17 protein-coding genes are annotated in these 15,503 nt (G+C 49.3%); 15 read left to right on the top strand and 2 right to left on the bottom strand.

The genetic code is table 11. The features are described from left to right. Positions 1-179 precede the first annotated feature (179 nt). The 14 genes from obgE (at position 180) to AB1756_04420 (ending at position 12,572) form a co-directional block, all read left to right on the top strand. Entirely contained in the window at positions 180-1,187 is a 1,008-nt protein-coding gene (gene obgE, locus AB1756_04485; protein MEW5806587.1) for a GTPase ObgE, read from the top strand. A gap of 69 nt (positions 1,188-1,256) precedes the next feature. Continuing rightward, a complete protein-coding gene (gene nadD, locus AB1756_04480) occupies positions 1,257-1,970 on the top strand; it encodes a nicotinate-nucleotide adenylyltransferase (protein MEW5806586.1) in 714 nt (237 codons plus the stop codon). Positions 1,971-2,001: 31 nt separating this feature from the next. After that, the gene (gene rsfS / locus AB1756_04475) at positions 2,002-2,472 is read left to right on the top strand and encodes a ribosome silencing factor (GenBank protein ID MEW5806585.1); all 471 of its coding nucleotides are present in this window, start codon (positions 2,002-2,004) and stop codon (positions 2,470-2,472) included. Positions 2,473-2,527: 55 nt separating this feature from the next. Beyond that, positions 2,528-3,484, top strand: coding sequence for a sigma-54 dependent transcriptional regulator (locus AB1756_04470; GenBank protein ID MEW5806584.1), 957 nt, complete (start codon positions 2,528-2,530; stop codon positions 3,482-3,484). Positions 3,485-3,686: 202 nt separating this feature from the next. Continuing rightward, positions 3,687-3,983 (top strand): BrnT family toxin, encoded by a 297-nt coding sequence (locus AB1756_04465; protein MEW5806583.1) that lies wholly within the window; start codon positions 3,687-3,689, stop codon positions 3,981-3,983. Continuing rightward, complete coding sequence (locus AB1756_04460) at positions 3,980-4,195, top strand: BrnA antitoxin family protein (GenBank protein ID MEW5806582.1); 216 nt, start codon at positions 3,980-3,982, stop codon at positions 4,193-4,195. The genes AB1756_04465 and AB1756_04460 overlap by 4 nt, the downstream gene beginning before the upstream one ends. 75 nt (positions 4,196-4,270) lie before the next feature. Beyond that, positions 4,271-5,524 carry a M20 family metallopeptidase gene (locus AB1756_04455; GenBank protein ID MEW5806581.1) on the top strand — a complete coding sequence of 418 codons (1,254 nt, stop codon included), beginning with the start codon at positions 4,271-4,273 and terminating at the stop codon, positions 5,522-5,524. A 269-nt stretch (positions 5,525-5,793) separates the two neighbouring features. Beyond that, entirely contained in the window at positions 5,794-6,054 is a 261-nt protein-coding gene (locus tag AB1756_04450; GenBank protein MEW5806580.1) for a type II toxin-antitoxin system RelB/DinJ family antitoxin, read from the top strand. After that, positions 6,054-6,323: a type II toxin-antitoxin system YafQ family toxin gene (locus AB1756_04445; protein MEW5806579.1), complete on the top strand. Its 270-nt coding sequence runs from the start codon at positions 6,054-6,056 to the stop codon at positions 6,321-6,323. Before AB1756_04450 ends, AB1756_04445 begins: the two co-directional genes overlap by 1 nt. Positions 6,324-6,426: 103 nt before the next feature. Then, positions 6,427-7,239, top strand: a complete 813-nt coding sequence (locus tag AB1756_04440) for a GNAT family N-acetyltransferase (GenBank protein MEW5806578.1) — start codon at positions 6,427-6,429, stop codon at positions 7,237-7,239. A gap of 302 nt (positions 7,240-7,541) precedes the next feature. Further along, complete coding sequence (locus tag AB1756_04435; GenBank protein ID MEW5806577.1) at positions 7,542-8,915, top strand: tetratricopeptide repeat protein; 1,374 nt, start codon at positions 7,542-7,544, stop codon at positions 8,913-8,915. A 49-nt stretch (positions 8,916-8,964) separates the two neighbouring features. Next, positions 8,965-10,518: a 2,3-bisphosphoglycerate-independent phosphoglycerate mutase gene (gene gpmI, locus AB1756_04430; protein MEW5806576.1), complete on the top strand. Its 1,554-nt coding sequence runs from the start codon at positions 8,965-8,967 to the stop codon at positions 10,516-10,518. A 47-nt stretch (positions 10,519-10,565) separates the two neighbouring features. Next, positions 10,566-11,474: a ComF family protein gene (locus tag AB1756_04425; protein ID MEW5806575.1), complete on the top strand. Its 909-nt coding sequence runs from the start codon at positions 10,566-10,568 to the stop codon at positions 11,472-11,474. Between the two features lie 192 nt (positions 11,475-11,666). Further along, positions 11,667-12,572 (top strand): DMT family transporter, encoded by a 906-nt coding sequence (locus AB1756_04420; GenBank protein MEW5806574.1) that lies wholly within the window; start codon positions 11,667-11,669, stop codon positions 12,570-12,572. Between the two features lie 83 nt (positions 12,573-12,655). Here the strand turns inward: AB1756_04420 and AB1756_04415 are convergent, their stop codons facing one another. After that, positions 12,656-12,994 carry a hypothetical protein gene (locus AB1756_04415; GenBank protein MEW5806573.1) on the bottom strand — a complete coding sequence of 113 codons (339 nt, stop codon included), beginning with the start codon at positions 12,992-12,994 and terminating at the stop codon, positions 12,656-12,658. Positions 12,995-13,002: 8 nt separating this feature from the next. Beyond that, positions 13,003-14,043 carry a glycosyltransferase family 87 protein gene (locus AB1756_04410; protein ID MEW5806572.1) on the bottom strand — a complete coding sequence of 347 codons (1,041 nt, stop codon included), beginning with the start codon at positions 14,041-14,043 and terminating at the stop codon, positions 13,003-13,005. A gap of 198 nt (positions 14,044-14,241) precedes the next feature. On the opposite strand from AB1756_04410, the gene AB1756_04405 reads away from it, so the two are divergent. Continuing rightward, complete coding sequence (locus tag AB1756_04405) at positions 14,242-15,300, top strand: peptidylprolyl isomerase (GenBank protein MEW5806571.1); 1,059 nt, start codon at positions 14,242-14,244, stop codon at positions 15,298-15,300. Positions 15,301-15,503: the final 203 nt, after the last annotated feature.

The following is a 15,503-nucleotide window of genomic DNA, read 5'->3' as shown; positions in this document are numbered from 1 at the left end:
AAGATATATTTTAAAATTATCTCAAATATATTGGCACCAGGTTTTGGTGAGGGATGAGAGAAGAACTCAATAAAATCAAGGGTTCTAGAGTGATGAGAGCTCCCAAACTGTAGAAGATGAATTTAAGGCTTTAAAAGAATCTTTCTTTGAATGAACGAGTTCATATAAAATTTATCGAGATGTTTATTGACCATGCCAAGATCTACGTGAAGGGGGGAAGAGGCGGAAACGGATGCATCAGTTTCAGGAAGGAGAAGTATGTACCGAGAGGAGGTCCTGACGGCGGGAACGGCGGGAACGGCGGGTCGGTCATCCTGGAAGCCTCAAAATCTGTATCGAACTTGAACGCCTTCCGGTTCCATCAGCACTTCAAGGCGGAGAGGGGACGCCATGGCAAGGGCAAAAGGATGGATGGAAGCAGCGGGGAGGATCTGATCGTGATGCTTCCTCCTGGAACTCAGGTCTATGATGCGGATAAAATTTCTCTTCTCGCCGATCTTCAAGAAGAGGGGGACCGATTCATTGCTGCAAAGGGTGGAAGAGGAGGAAAGGGAAATGCCTCCTTCGCCACTTCCACAAACAGAGCGCCTAAATATGCTGAATCCGGGAGAGAAGGGGAGGAGTTCTATCTGATACTCGAGCTCAAACTCATTGCCGATGTCGGACTCATCGGATACCCCAACGTGGGGAAGAGCACTCTAATCTCGAAGATCTCCTCAGCGCACCCGAAGATTGCCGATTATCCCTTTACGACATTGACTCCTCATCTCGGGGTCGTAAGCGTGGGCAGCCATGGATACTACGACTCATTCGTGGTGGCTGATATCCCGGGTCTCATCGAGGGAGCTCACGAGGGGCATGGGCTCGGAGACAGGTTCCTGCAGCACGTGGAGAGAACGAGGCTCCTACTGCATATGGTCGACATGTCAGACCTGCCCGACAGGGAACCTGTCAAGGATGTCAGGATCATCAACAGGGAGCTCAGAAAATACAGCCCATCCCTGAGGCGGAAACCTCAGATCATCGTAGCCTCAAAGATAGACGTCCTCCAGAACAAGGATAAGATGAATAGGCTCAAGAAGTATTGCAGCGAAAAGAAGCTCGATCTCATCCCGATTTCTTCCATCACTGGGGAAGGACTTAACACCCTCCTCAAAACAACGCTCAAGCGCTTGAAGGAAATTTAGGCAGGATGTTTGGGCTTGCTTAAAAAATGCCAAGAAAGTAAAATTTAAAGCCATAGAGGGAGCTGGGTATTGAGAATAGGGATACTGGGTGGCACGTTCGACCCTATCCACAATGGACACTTAACGCTCTGCGAAAAAATCTGCCAAAATTTCTCACTCGATAAGATCTATTTCATCCCCTGCAACGAACCCCCGCACAAGACGAGAAAGGACATCTCGCATCCCTATCATCGCTACTCCATGGTCGTCCTTGCGACTGCGAGTCATGACAGGTTCTTCCCCTCCTTTTACGAGATAGAAAAAGGAAACAAATCCTACACGATAGATACGCTAACCTACTTCCAGAAGGCAGCGGGGGAGGAGAATGAGGTCATCTTCATCATCGGCCTGGATTCCCTCATCGAAATAGAGACCTGGAAAGACTATGAGAAGATACTCGAGGGATGGAACATGATTGTCATCAACAGGAGCGGCTATACAATCTCCGAAGCGAAGAGAAAATTACCAAACTGGATCGCCGAGAAGATCGAGATCGTCCCTGGGAAGTATTCGCCTGCTGAAGCAGCGTTCTCGACAGCCCTGACGTCATCGGACACGGAGCCCTTGAAGCACCAGCCGCTGACCTCCCAATTGGCACCGAAGAAGATCCTCTTTGCAAGAGTGGATCCGGTGAATATCTCATCGAGCATCATAAGAGAGAAAGTTCGCAAGAACGAGGAGATCCACGGGCTCGTGCCAGACCATGTGAAAATGTACATCAAGAAATTCAACCTCTATCGATAGGAGGATATTAAAGCTGAAAAAAGAACTAAGATTGGCCGTTGATGCTGCCAGGGAGAAGATGGCGTTTGATATCATCGTCCTCAATCTGAAGAACATCTGTAACTTCACAGATTATTTCCTCATCTGCCACGGGACCTCAACCAGGCAGGTCCAGGCCATCTCCGATTCAATCGATGAGAAACTCTCCAGAAACGATTTCCATTGTAATCACATCGAAGGGAAGAACCTGGGGCACTGGATTCTTATGGATTATATCGACTTCGTCGTTCACATCTTCATGAAGGAACATCGGGAGTTCTACGGCCTCGAGCGGCTCTGGGGAGATGCAAAGAGGGTCCCCCTTCCACCGGAGAAGCTGGAAAAGGGCAGACATGAAAAATTGGAGAAGATCAAGATAGAGAAGAGGGAAAGAGCCGAAGCCGAAAAAGCCGAGAGAGTCAGGATCAGGAAAGTAGAGAAGACAAGGCCAGCGAGAGCGAGGAAAGGTCAAGCAGCTAAATGAAATCTTTGGATATTCTTGCTGCCAATCTCAAGATGCTGGAGGGCATTTTCCGTTGATGCATCCAGAGATCATCACGGCCAATTCAAAGATGCAGGAAATCCTCCGCATTGCGGAAAAGGCGGCTGCGAGCACCACGACCATTCTAATAACAGGAGAAAGTGGGACCGGTAAGAACCTCCTCGCAGGGTACATCCATTATAGAAGTGATAGAAGCTCAAAACCTTTTGCTGAAATCGCATGCGCCAACATCCCGGCGGACCTCATCGAAAGCGAGCTCTTCGGCTATGAGAAAGGAGCCTTCACAGGAGCGACCCAGACGAAGCCCGGGCGGTTCGAATTTGCTGATGGAGGAACGGTCCTGATCGATGAGATCGCTGAACTTCCTCTTGGGCTTCAGGGGAAGCTTCTCCGCTTCCTACAGGACAGGTCTTTTGAAAGGCTCGGTGGAAGCAGGACGATCAAGGTTGATGTTCGGATAATCGCCACGACAAACGCCAATCTACCATCGCTCATCGAGAGGAACCTATTCCGGGAGGACCTCTATTACAGGATCAATGTGCTGACTTTGCATGTCCCGCCGCTGAGAGAACGCCGGGAAGATATTTCCCTTCTATGCTCTTATTTTCTGAAGCAGGCAAGAGAAAAGAACAACAAACCAGACCTGAAGCTTTCACAAGAAGCGAAGAGGATACTCGAGCTCTATTACTGGCCAGGAAACATCCGGGAATTCAGGAACATCATAGAAAACGCCGCTCTTCTATGCGATGGAAACAGGATCGATGCGGATGATCTTCATGACTTTCCGATCGACTTTTCCATGAGTGATCCGGAGAACCTGAAGCGCCTTGCCAAAAACAAGCTCAATCTCGAGGAGATTGAGAAGCTGTACATTCAGGAGATCCTGAGGCTGACGGACGGGAACAAGACCAAGGCCGCCAGGATTCTCGGCATCAACCGCAAAACCCTCCTCGAAAAACGCAAGAAATACAATCTCCTGGAGCCCGATCCCTAACATAATAATCTGAAATAGAATTACCGAAAGCTGTCGAAAAGAAGCTTTTAGCTGCGACCGCGTGCACTTGCCCTGCTACTCCGCATTGACGCGTGGGGTCAAGTCAAGGTTTGTCTTGCTCCACAGCACGCAAGCGACGTGCAGCGTTAGACACACAATCTAGATTCTTGACAAAGCTGTATAATGTAAATACATTGTAAATATGAAAGAGATATCCTTTGAATGGAATGACAAGAAGAATGTATTGAATAGAAAGAAGCATGGGATCTCATTTGAGGAAGCCCAGACAGTATTTGCAGATGAGCAAGCATTACTGATCCACGATCCAGATCATCTTCACGAGGAAGATCGTTTCATACTATTAGGCTTAAGTTCAAAGCTCAGAATTTTGATTGTCAGTCATTGCTATCGCAAAAAGGATGAAAAGATAAGAATCATTTCTGCTCGAAAAGCGAAGCTCTTGGAGCAGAAAGGGTATTGGGATAGGTGGTTAAGATGAGAAAAGAATATGATTTTTCAAAGGCAAGAAAGAATCCATATGCTGGTCTTCTCAAGAGGCAGGTTACAATCCGACTTGATGAAGAAACGGTGAAGTATTTCAAAAAGCTTTCAAAAGAGGCTGGAGTGCCATATCAGACCTTAATCAATCTTTATTTGCGTGATTGTGCTGCATCAGGACGGAAGCTTTCTTTGCAGTGGAAAACAGCTTAATGCCAGGTCAGCGCCATCGTTAGACCGCCTGATTGAGAGGGTCCTCGAAATTCGCCCGTTCCTGAAGAAGCCACGATGGCAATACATGAGATGATGAAGAACTGGATTCTTGATACAATCGCATCGTACCGCGATGAAATGCTCGATTTCACCGAGGCACTGGTGGCCATACCTACAGAGAATCCTCCAGGCACATCGTACCTGAAGTGTGTTGATGTCATCGCGAGCAGACTGCGGAAGATTGGATTGGACTCCACTGTACTTGAGGTGCCTGACGCTGCAAGGCCAGTCCTGGTAACCTCACATCACAACAGAAAATCTGATCCTCGCTATTGCCTCCTGAGTTTCTATGGACAGGGTCAAAGAACGCTCTACTTCCACGGCCACTATGATGTCGTGCCTGCATCGAGCCAGGCTCAGTTCCGTCCATATGTTAAGGGTGGCCACCTCTTCGGTCGCGGTTCGTCGGATATGAAGAGCGGTCTTGCAGCCATGATCTATGCCGTCAGAGCCATAAAAGAGAGTGGTATTGAGCTGAACGGCAGGATCGGCCTAACAATAGTGCCGGATGAGGAGACCGGCGGTACAGGTGGATCGCAGTATCTTGCCGACATAGGCTTGCTCGGGAAGGACGGCATCGGAATGCTCACACCGGAACCGACAAGCGGTGTGATCTGGAACGCAAATCGCGGCGCTCTTTCGCTACGTGTAACGGTGAAGGGCAAGCCTGCCCACGTTGGCCTACACTATCAGGGCATCAATGCATTTGAACGGATGCTCGTCGTGGCCAATGCATTGCTTGAACTAAAGGCCGAGGTAGAATCCAGAAGCACTAACTTTAAAATTGAGCCGGAAGCGGCCAGACGTTCTATTCTGTTGATGGGTGGACGATGTGAAGGTGGCACAAACTTCAATCTCGTCCCGGCCGAGTGCTCGTTCACGGTGGATCGACGGATTAATCCCGAAGAAGACTTAGAGACAGAAAAACAGAAACTATTCATGCTCTTTGACAGGCTGAGACAGGATGGAATGGATCTTGAAGTTGAAATTCTCCAGGAAGGGGGATCTGCAGGCTTTTCAGAGGATGATCCTGTAGCACAGGCGTTGGCGGAATGCGTGGAGGCGATCACTGGCAAGTCGCCATCATTCGAAATGTGCCCTGGACTCCTAGAGATTCGCTTCTACGCCGAGCGGGGCATTCCGGCCTTCGCTTACGGACCAGGGCTCTTGTCGGTCTCGCACGGCCCCAATGAGTTCGTCGAGCTCGATGACATCTATACCTGTACAACGATTTATGCGCTCACAGCCACCCGATTGCTGGCACTGTAATAATCTCTTGCAAGACATGAAGAAGGCGGCCTAACCCTTATAATGTCCCTTTGTCAAGAGGTAAACTTATCCTGAAAGAGCATTTTTTCTCTGCCCTAAAATATGCGATGAGAGATTCCCTGTTTGTATTTTGGCTCAGCTTCACAATGTTGGTTTCGAAACGTGTCTTCACCAAACACTTACTACTAATGTGCCAGATGGCACATTAGTAATATTGCAATATGTGCCTCATTTGTGCTACATTTTCTGCGACAACATGGAGGCAAAAGATGAGCAAAACAGCAACGGTGCGGGCAAGAATTGAGCCGAAACTCAAAAAGCATGTGGAGGAAATATTCCGGCGCTTGGGTCTGAACTCAACGCAAGCAATCACCTTATTTTATAAACAGGTAGAACAGCGCAGTGGGCTCCCCTTTGATGTTGTGATTGCTAACAAGATAACCCAGCGAACTTTTGAGGATACAGATGCTGGCAAGAGCTTAGTGGTTTGTAAGAATGCTGATGATATGTTCAACAAGTTGGGAATCTAATGCTCATTCCAGTTTATACGAAGCAATTTGCGAAAGATATCAATCTAATCAAGAAACGGGGAAAGAATCTTGAAAAATTTAAGATCATTGCACGTACATTGCTTGAAGGCAAAGTTCTAGATCCAATCCATTGTGACCACAAACTTATCGGCAGCTATCAAGGAAGGCGTGAATGTCATATCGAATCAGACTGGCTGCTGATCTACAAAAAGGAACGGGATCGCATAATTTTTGAGCGTAGCGGCACACACTCTGATTTATTCAGATAATATGTTACTGCATAACTACCCGCTTAAGCTGGCAGCTGCGGCGTCATGCTGTCTGCAGTGCAAACATCGCGCCGCCTTGGCTGCAGCTTAACAATGCGAGAGAATGTTCAGGGAGTACTTTGCAAGCTGGAACGCCCACGATGTTGAAAAGATCGCTTCATTGCTCTTTGCCTCTGGAGACTTGCTGGCGTGTGAATGGGTTATGACCGGCACACTGAGCGGGAATAGTCAAGGGCTCCCAGCAACCGGAAAGAGCTTCTCGGTGCTGGGTAGTACAATAGCCGGAAAGGGAGCGACGATGCTTAAGCGACGAAGCGATATAGTCCACGAGTTTCATCCGCTGACGAGTGCTCGTTGGGCAGATTTTGAGATCCTATTCGGAGAGCGGGGTGCCTGCGGGGGCTGCTGGTGTATGTGGTGGCGGCTCAAGCGGTCTGAGTTCGAACGTCAGAAGGGACAAGCGAACAAGCAGAGCATGAGAAGCTTGGTCGCGTCCGGGGAGGTTCCCGGCATCTTGGCCTATGCCGAGGGAGAGCCCATCGGTTGGTGTGCCATAGCTCCACGGGAAAGTTATCCAGTGCTGGAGCGGTCGCGCGTGCTCAAGAGGATTGATGACGAGCCGGTATGGTCCGTAACCTGCTTGTTCGTCAAGAAGGAGCGGCGGAATAAGGGGGTCAGTGTGCGGCTCCTGCGGGCCGCTGTCGAGTACGTCAAAGAGCGCGGCGGCATGGTTGTTGAGGGCTATCCCGTCGAGCCTAAAACCGACAGAATGCCAGATGCTTTCGCCTGGACGGGCCTTGTCTCGGCCTTCAAGCAGGCGGGGTTCGTTGAATGTGCGCGCGGGTCTCAGACGCGACCCATCATGCGGTTTCGGATCAAGAAGCATGCATCTTCTGAACGCAAGGCAGCTTTATAGCCGAGGATTGGGATGGGTTGACCTTCACCTGCTTGCCTCTGCACTTATTTCTGGCTGTAGTTTCTGGACACTTGACAAAGCTTTGCATCGTATTGCAGCTCAGTTGAAAATAGCTCTATAGCATTCAAGCAGGATAACTACTCGATTCAGCTGCCATCTTCAGCGCCACGCCCCTTGCAACGCAAAGACCTCCCACCGCACCCACAGCTTAGCGATACGTTGAAGCTGATGGAGACCGATATTTGACTATGAAATATGCATAGGATATATTTACCCTGTATTTTTGGCTGCTGGGGCGCGACATGAAATTCAGAACATTTCTCTTCATTGCAATTGGTTTGATCATCATCTCTATCCTTGGAGTCACCTTCTACAGGAACTATGAAGTTCTGAACCAGAAGTTCTACATTGTCGAGGGGCTCGAGGCGCCTGTCTCCGTCATCATTCTTCTGGCGTTCATCATTGGAATCACCATCACACTTCTTGGTGGACTCTCCCGGGAATTGAAGGTTCTCTTCCGAAAATTCCGGAATTGGAGGGAAGAAAAGTTAATGGAGTCTCTTGAGGAAAAATATTTTGAAGGTCTCGGCGCCATCTCGGAAGGGAGATACGAAAAGGCCCTCACCCATTTCCAGGTCATCCTCGAGAGAGATCCGAAGAACTTCAACGCCTTCCTGAAGATCGGTGAGGTCCTATGCACAACGAGGCGATACAAGGAGGCTATCGAATATCACAAGAAAGCCCATGCCATCAGGGAAGAAGACACCAAGCCGCTTTACTGCCTCGCCGATGATTATGAGGCGATGGGGGACATGGAGCGTGCGAAGGAGCAGTTGAACAGAATCATCGGTCTGAAGCCCCGCCAGGCCATTTCTGCCTACAGAAAGCTCAGGCAGATCCACATGAAGGAGGGAAAGTGGGACGAGGCCCTCGATGCAAACACAAAAGTGGAGAAGTTGACGGAAGATTACGCGAGGAAAGATAACAAGGACGAGAGGATTGGTCTCGGAATCAGGTACCAGATCGCTCTGGAAGAGTTGAAGAAGGGAGAAGAGAAGGACGCCATCAGCACCCTGCGGAAGATCATCAAGTTCAATCCAAACTTCATCCCCGCCTACATCGCCCTCGGAGAGGCCTACAAAGCACTCGATGACGAACGCAGCGCCATTGAATCCTGGAATAAAGGTTTCGAAGTGACTAACTCTCCTATCTTCCTGCAGGTCCTCGAAGAGCACTTCCTTGATAAAGAAGAACCCTTCGAAGCAATAGAAGCCCTGAAGCATTGCATCTCGCACTCCAAGAAGGACATCATTCCGAAATTCTTCCTCGGAAAACTTTACTTCAGGCTTGAGATGCTGGACGATGCCCTCGCCGCACTTTCCTCGCTTAGGGACCGAATCTCCTACGCTCCGACCCTTCACTACCTGATCGGCAGGATTAATGAGAAGAGGAAGAATTTCCAGGAGTCGGTTGAAGAGTTCAAGAAGGTCATCAAGGAGACGGAGCTTGTCAAGCTCGAATACATCTGCCATGCCTGTCAGGAGAAGCACCCCGACTGGTACGACCGCTGCCCTAAGTGCGGAGAATGGAGCAGCATCGAGGTGAACTTCAAAGAGGACATCTCCCTGGAACAGCTTGGCTTGAGCTCGGCTCCCGTTTATTCATCATCGGATTAGCCTCCCACACTTGAGCAGCTTCTCTAACAAATGCGGTAGCATTGATGATATGTATCCTGTAGCGCTCATCGTCCTCGATGGCTGGGGATATAGAGAATCCAGGGAAGGGAACGCAGTTGCCAACTGCAATCCCGAGAATTTTAATGCCCTCTTCCAGAACTACCCACATACTTTTCTTGAGACTTCCGGTGAATCAGTCGGGCTCCCCGAAGGGCAGATCGGAAACTCCGAAGTTGGACACCTCTGCCTGGGGGCAGGCAGAGTTGTGAGGCAGGAACTAAGCCGGATCAATCACTCCATCAAGACAGGCGCATTCCAGAAGATCGATATTCTCAACAGAGTCATGGACGAGACGAAGGATGGCTCTCTTCATTTTCTGGGACTCCTCTCCAGTGGCGGAGTACACAGCCACATAGATCATCTTAAATCCCTCCTCAAGATGGCCTGCCGGAAGAATATGAAAAAGATTTTCGTGCATGCCTTCCTCGACGGGAGAGACACTCCTCCAAAGAGCGCCATCGAATATGTAAAAGAGATAGAATCTACGATTGCGCGGTTCGGATGCGGGAGGATCTCCACAATCATGGGTCGGTATTACGCCATGGACAGGGACAACAGATGGGACAGGGTGGAGAAAGCGCACAGGGCCATGACGGAAGGAGAGGGGTTCTGGTTCAGGAGTGCCGTCGAAGCTGTCGAGGCAGGATACTCCCGGGGTGAGACGGATGAATTCCTCAAGCCATCGGTCATCAAAGAGCATACCCCAGCCAGCCCCGCATCAAAGAGTGCTGCCGATGGCTTGATATCCGATGGAGACTCTCTCATCTTCTTCAATTTTCGCGCCGACAGGGCGAGAGAAATTACACGAGCCTTCACCGAGAAAGATTTCAAGCAGTTCCAGAGGAATAGATCTCCGCGGCTTTCGCACTATCTCTGCTTTACGATGTATGACAGGAAGTTCGACCTGCCCATCGTCTTTCCTACCGAGTTTCCCAGAAATACTTTCGGGGAGATCGTTTCCAATCTCAAGCTTCCCCAGTTGAGGATCGCCGAGACGGAGAAGTATGCTCATGTTACATTCTTCTTCAACGGTGGTAGGGAACTGGTCTTCGACCTGGAAGAGAGGATCCTGGTTCCCTCTCCCAGGGTGCCAACATACGACATGAAGCCTGAGATGAGCGCCATCGAGGTTACCGAAGAGGTCTTGAAGAGAACAAAAGAGGGAAAAGACAGAGTTATTATCTTGAACTACGCCAACGCGGATATGGTCGGACACACCGGGGTCTATGAGGCAGCCATGAAAGCCTGCAAGATCGTGGATGAATGTGTTGGAAGAGTCGTTAGGGATATACTGAGCAAAGGCGGAACCAGTTTCATCACGGCCGACCATGGAAATTCAGAACAGATGATCGATGAGTTGACATGCCAGCCTCACACAGCACACACACTGAATCCAGTCCCCGCCATCCTCGTCAGCGAAAAGCATAGAGGAAGAACTCTGAAAGGCCCGGGCATTCTCGCCGACGTTATCCCGACTCTTCTCGATATCATGGGGATCGAAAAGCCTCCCGAAATGGACGGAACCAGCCTCCTTCAGAAATAGTCCCAATTCAATTATAGCCTCCCTGAATCGATCGGATTGAGCCTTATATGAATAGCAAAATATTCTTCTCTGCCGTGAGACTGATCGAGGAATACTTCTTTGTTCCTGTCATGAGTTTCATCTTCCCGTCAGAGTGCCCTGTCTGCATGGAACCGCTCGGCGAGTACCATTCAAGAGGGATCTGCCTCGACTGCTGGATATCCATCAAAGTAATCCGTGAACCTGTCTGTATGAAATGCGGCATCCCAATGAAAAGCCCGCCTGATTTTATGCCGGCGGAAGATTCTGAATCCGGTGAGGCTGCATGGTGCGAAGAGTTAGAAAAGGTTCACAATAAAACCGCGAATCGCATCTGTGGAAGATGCCAGACGAAGAGATATCATTTTGACCGAGCCCTCTCCTTTGGAGAATACAGCGGTACCCTGAGAGAGATCATAAGGCTTTATAAATTTGGCAAGAAGAGGTATCTCTCCGTTCCGCTGGCTGAACTACTGCTCAAAGCTCTAAAGATGGAAATGAAAAGGAGAGAGAGCAGTCATTTCGATCTTATCATTGCCGTACCGCTCCATAGAAAGCGGGAAAGAGCGCGGGGTTTCAATCAGTCGTTTCTCATTGCCAGACATATCGGCAAAAAGAGCGGAGTCGATGTTGGAAAGCAGGTCATTCGGAGGATAAAGGATTCCATTCCCCAGAGCGAGCTTCCGGCAGATAAGAGAGAGAAGAACGTGATAGGGGTCTTTGAAACTAAAACTCTCTGGAAGATGAGAAGAAACTCCCGGAAAAAGATCTCCGGAAAGCGGATCCTGCTGATAGATGATATTTTCACGACGGGAGCCACGATATCCGAGTGCTCCCGCGTCCTGAAAAGAGCCGGAGCAAAAGAGGTCTTCGTTCTCACCATCGCTCATACACCCTGGAATTCAAATGATACAGGATCTGGAATTCTTGCCCATTAGCGCCACGGTCTCTACAACAACCCCATCTATATGGCTCGCCTTGGCCGCACAAAGTTTTTCTTGGCGACCAGGCCCGAACCGAACAGTTGATCGCCCGGATGGCTGCAGCTTACAGTGCAATAGGAATGATGCGATGAGGAAGTGATGTTAAAATGATCGTTCCTATAGATAGGCGCTTCAGAAGGCAGAGAGATGGAAACACTGGATAATAAGGGGATGGTTTATGCGGGACTTCTGCTGATGGTCTTAATCTGGGGATCTAACTTCATCGTCGCCAAATTTGCGCTGACATATTTTCATCCTATGACAATTGCGACAGTCAGGGTCCTCTTTTCATCGATGGCCTTCTTTATACTCGGAGTCTTCTCCCTTGGATTACTGGGATTCCGTAACAAGAAATCCGAAAAGATCCCCATATCAGATCATCTCCGAATCCTCCTCCTCGCTGTCTTTGGCGTCATTCTGAACCAGATTCTCTTCATCACTGGTCTGAGAAATACGACACCGGCACATGCTGCCCTGATGATCACCACCATTCCAATCTTCGTCTTCATGCTGGCGGGAAGGTTCCTGAAGGAAGGTCTTCTCAACATCAAAGGAGTAGGCATCATCGTTTCATTTGCCGGGGTCATGATCCTGACTAAGATCTGGGACGTCAATCTCCATAGCAGTTATCTCATCGGAGATTTCCTAACAATTCTGACCTCCTTCGTCTTTGCCCTCTATACGGTCCTTGGAAAGCCGATCGTAAACAGGTACAGTCCCCTGCGAATCACTTCATACGTCTATTTTTACGGCGCCTTGATGATGATCCCTTTTTACCCATTCTATCTGAGAGGTATCCACTATACTGAGATTCCGCTTTCAGGTTATATGGCTATGGGATATGTTGTCTTCCTGACAACCTTCCTCGCTTACATAATCTATTACTGGGCGCTCTCCAGGATTGACGCATCCAAGGTAGCGGCCATGTTGTACATGCAGCCTCTCATAGCAATGACGCTTTCATCTTTGCTGGGATTCGAGGCCTTCTCGATCAATCTTCTGATCGGAGGAGCGCTCATCATAGGCGGGGTCATCCTCACCGAGAGCGTCTGATATAATCCATCATTCGGTTCGTCATGCATTTCAATTGCTGCGGGGCTGATACTTACAATCATCGCTGCAGCCATGTTTTCTTTCTATTTTTTATATGCTTTCATGACACCCAGGAGAGCGACGAGCATCAAGAGTTCTGCCAGGACATACTTCAGGCTGAGCACCACCTGAAAGGGCTGGCAGAAATCGAAAACGTACTGGTCAGGAATGGCGGCAGCAATCAATGCGAAGATGGCAAGGACCCTCAGCCAGGCACCGCCGGGAGCTTCCTCCCATACAGGCATGAAGAGCATGAGAGCTGCCGGAAGAAGCCAGACAGTGTTCATAGTCCATGTCAGTGGACCGGCCAGCAGGATGACTACCAGGATAATCTGCCAGAATATCGGCTCGTTCAGACTCCCTCTGCTCCTCGGCCATTCCATTCGAAGCACTACGATGATAAATAAGATGACAAAGGTAAAAAGCGATCCTGTGCTCTGCGATAGGCGGAATAATGGCGCCAAGATACGCACCAGGCTTGCGTTCTGCTCGAAGAAGAAAGACTCCGTGGAATAGGTCGAACCATCCTTTGTCGTCTGGTGGTCCTGAAGCATGGAAAGCTCACTGGTAAAAGTGAGTTCAGGAGCAGATCACCGGGAGTGCCCCTCTCACCATAGAGGGCTATCCTCGGAAACTCCTTCAGAAGGTAATCGTAAAAAAGCGACCCATTGAGAACTATCGAAAGGGAAATAAGGAACATAGCTCCCAGGATGTACCCGCCCAGCATTTTCCAGTGCTTCCTGATCAGCAGGAAGAAAACGGCATAGATGGAGTGGAGCTTGAATAGAGTCGTTAACGCCAGAATGCCTCCGGCTCTCCATTCGCGACCTGACATCAAGTTCCTGATTGTCATCAAGATGAGAAACAGCGTGAGCATGTCGATCTGTCCGCGTTCCAGGTGCGTCAGCAATGGATAGAAGAATGCAACGAATATGATTATTGCCGGGATCATCCAGTGGGGCACAAAGTTTCCACTTTTTTCATCTGCTGATTCCTCCTTTCGAGATGTATATCTCGTGTCGGCTCGTCCCGCGGTTGTGATTATCTTTACAACAAGCATCATCGAGCCGGCCAGAAGCACCACTGTCGCAGCAGCCCACAGATACTTCACAAGACGGTAAGGAAGCAGTGCAACTGGCTGGAAGAAGGTTGCTACAAGCGGCGGATAAAGGAATCGGCTGTGGCGGAAGATGTCAATCCCATCCCAGACCGGTGGATTATGGCTGAGATGATTTCTGTACGGGTCCAGTCCATGATTCAGCGATTCTCCAGCCGTGTAGAAAGCGGACAAATCCTGTTGGAGACTGCTATGGCAGAACTCTGCGGAAAGAGTTAGGAGTCGCAGGACGGCGATAAGAGCAATAAGCCAGAGAATGACCACCCCGACCTTTTTAAGGGTCTTTTCAGAAATAAGCTTTTTCCGCTGGTCCATAGGCTATTATGAAGGGATCCATAACTGCGCCGAATAATTTCTCCTCGAGTCAGGGCAAAAACGGTTCTCGCATCAATTCTATGAAAGACCAAATTGTAGCCCGAATTGATAATTTCCCTCAACATAAAAAGTCCGATCGTTTGACAAGAATGCCAATAGAAAATATACTTTTTAATATTTTTAAAGAAGGAATTTAGCATGATGAAAGAAAGAAAATTAGCGTGGACCTCTTTCTCGTTGATCATCCTTGCCCTGGTTGCCTTTCCGTCTTCCTGCTTTTGCTCTATCGCCATGGCACAGAGCGAGGAGGAAAAGAGTGCAGCTCCCTCTCAGGAAACGGAGAAGAAAGAAGAGGCGAAACAAATCCGTGCTTTCCTCAATATCAACAGGATCTATTACTATGAAGGGGACCCCGTTGAAGTGGAAATCACGCTGGCCAATGACTCAACAGAGACACTGGGCAATCCCGTTTCGGCCCCCTTTTCAAAATGGTACGTCTTGAAAGATGAAAAGGGGAACGAGATAAAAGCAGAAACAACACCGGAAGAGGCCGGCGAACAGCATCCCGCCACCCTGAAACCACACTTTTTCTACGGCATCATGCTCGATCTGACAAAGAACTTCCCCGCTCTGAAAAAGCCGGGAAGATACACGCTGGTCTGGAAAGATGGAGACATGATATCCAACGAACTCAACATAAGCGTCATCAAGCGGTACAATCCCGAAAAGGATTACTATGCTATCGTCGAAACGGAGCACGGGAACTTCAGGCTCGATTTCTTCAAAGACGATGCGCCGCTTGCCGTAAAGGCTTTCATCGATTTTGCGAATGCCGGTTTTTATGATAGACAGATCTTCTACCAGACCAAACCGGCTGATTATGTTATGGCCGGAGACCCGATGGGCGATGGTTCAGGCACGTCCGGACTGCCGTTTCCTGCAGAATCCAACACAATTCCGATCGTTACGGGAACGGTCATGATGATCCAGTATCTGGCCGCTCCGCCGAGGAATGATGGGAAATTCCTCATCACACTGAAGCCGCGCCCTGAAAAGACCGGATTCTTTACCGTCTTTGCTCAGGTCACGGACGGACTTGAGGCAGTAAAGAAGATCTCGGTTGTTCCGACAACCGAGCTTGTCCAGGAACCCTTCTTCAAACCTTTGAAGGATGTTGTCATCAAGAAGATTACGATCTTCGAGAAGGAGAAGGAGAAGGAGAAGGAGAAGGAGAAGGAGAAGGAGAAGGAAGAGTAAGTAATAGCTTCCCTTTCCCGAGTCGGGTACTTCAATCCCCTATCTTGACGTCGTCACACCCAGTTTCCGACAGAGTTTCTCAATAAGACAGGCGCTGCAGAGCGGCGAAATAGGCTTGCATATCTCCTGGCCGTGCCTTACTAAAACATTGTTGAAGGGGATCCAGTATTGCATTGGCAGGATCTTCCTCAAGGCAGATTCCG

This window comes from Acidobacteriota bacterium (genome assembly GCA_040752675.1).
In the GTDB taxonomy this organism is placed as follows: Bacteria; Acidobacteriota; Polarisedimenticolia; order JBFMGF01; family JBFMGF01; genus JBFMGF01.
The sequence above is the reverse complement of the archived record's forward strand: the minus strand, read 5'-3'. Positions and strand labels throughout refer to the sequence as shown.

Excerpts from the sequence above, each read along its gene's own strand:
- obgE (MEW5806587.1), top strand. The coding sequence starts at position 180 with ATGTTTATTGACCATGCCAAGATCTACGTGAAGGGGGGAAGAGGCGGA.
- AB1756_04470 (MEW5806584.1), top strand. The coding sequence starts at position 2,528 with ATGCATCCAGAGATCATCACGGCCAATTCAAAGATGCAGGAAATCCTC.
- AB1756_04465 (MEW5806583.1), top strand. The coding sequence starts at position 3,687 with ATGAAAGAGATATCCTTTGAATGGAATGACAAGAAGAATGTATTGAAT.
- AB1756_04460 (MEW5806582.1), top strand. The coding sequence starts at position 3,980 with ATGAGAAAAGAATATGATTTTTCAAAGGCAAGAAAGAATCCATATGCT.
- AB1756_04455 (MEW5806581.1), top strand. The coding sequence starts at position 4,271 with ATGGCAATACATGAGATGATGAAGAACTGGATTCTTGATACAATCGCA.
- AB1756_04450 (MEW5806580.1), top strand. The coding sequence starts at position 5,794 with ATGAGCAAAACAGCAACGGTGCGGGCAAGAATTGAGCCGAAACTCAAA.
- AB1756_04445 (MEW5806579.1), top strand. The coding sequence starts at position 6,054 with ATGCTCATTCCAGTTTATACGAAGCAATTTGCGAAAGATATCAATCTA.
- AB1756_04440 (MEW5806578.1), top strand. The coding sequence starts at position 6,427 with ATGTTCAGGGAGTACTTTGCAAGCTGGAACGCCCACGATGTTGAAAAG.
- AB1756_04435 (MEW5806577.1), top strand. The coding sequence starts at position 7,542 with ATGAAATTCAGAACATTTCTCTTCATTGCAATTGGTTTGATCATCATC.
- gpmI (MEW5806576.1), top strand. The coding sequence starts at position 8,965 with ATGTATCCTGTAGCGCTCATCGTCCTCGATGGCTGGGGATATAGAGAA.
- AB1756_04425 (MEW5806575.1), top strand. The coding sequence starts at position 10,566 with ATGAATAGCAAAATATTCTTCTCTGCCGTGAGACTGATCGAGGAATAC.
- AB1756_04420 (MEW5806574.1), top strand. The coding sequence starts at position 11,667 with ATGGAAACACTGGATAATAAGGGGATGGTTTATGCGGGACTTCTGCTG.
- AB1756_04415 (MEW5806573.1), bottom strand. The coding sequence starts at position 12,994 with ATGGAATGGCCGAGGAGCAGAGGGAGTCTGAACGAGCCGATATTCTGG.
- AB1756_04410 (MEW5806572.1), bottom strand. The coding sequence starts at position 14,043 with ATGGACCAGCGGAAAAAGCTTATTTCTGAAAAGACCCTTAAAAAGGTC.
- AB1756_04405 (MEW5806571.1), top strand. The coding sequence starts at position 14,242 with ATGATGAAAGAAAGAAAATTAGCGTGGACCTCTTTCTCGTTGATCATC.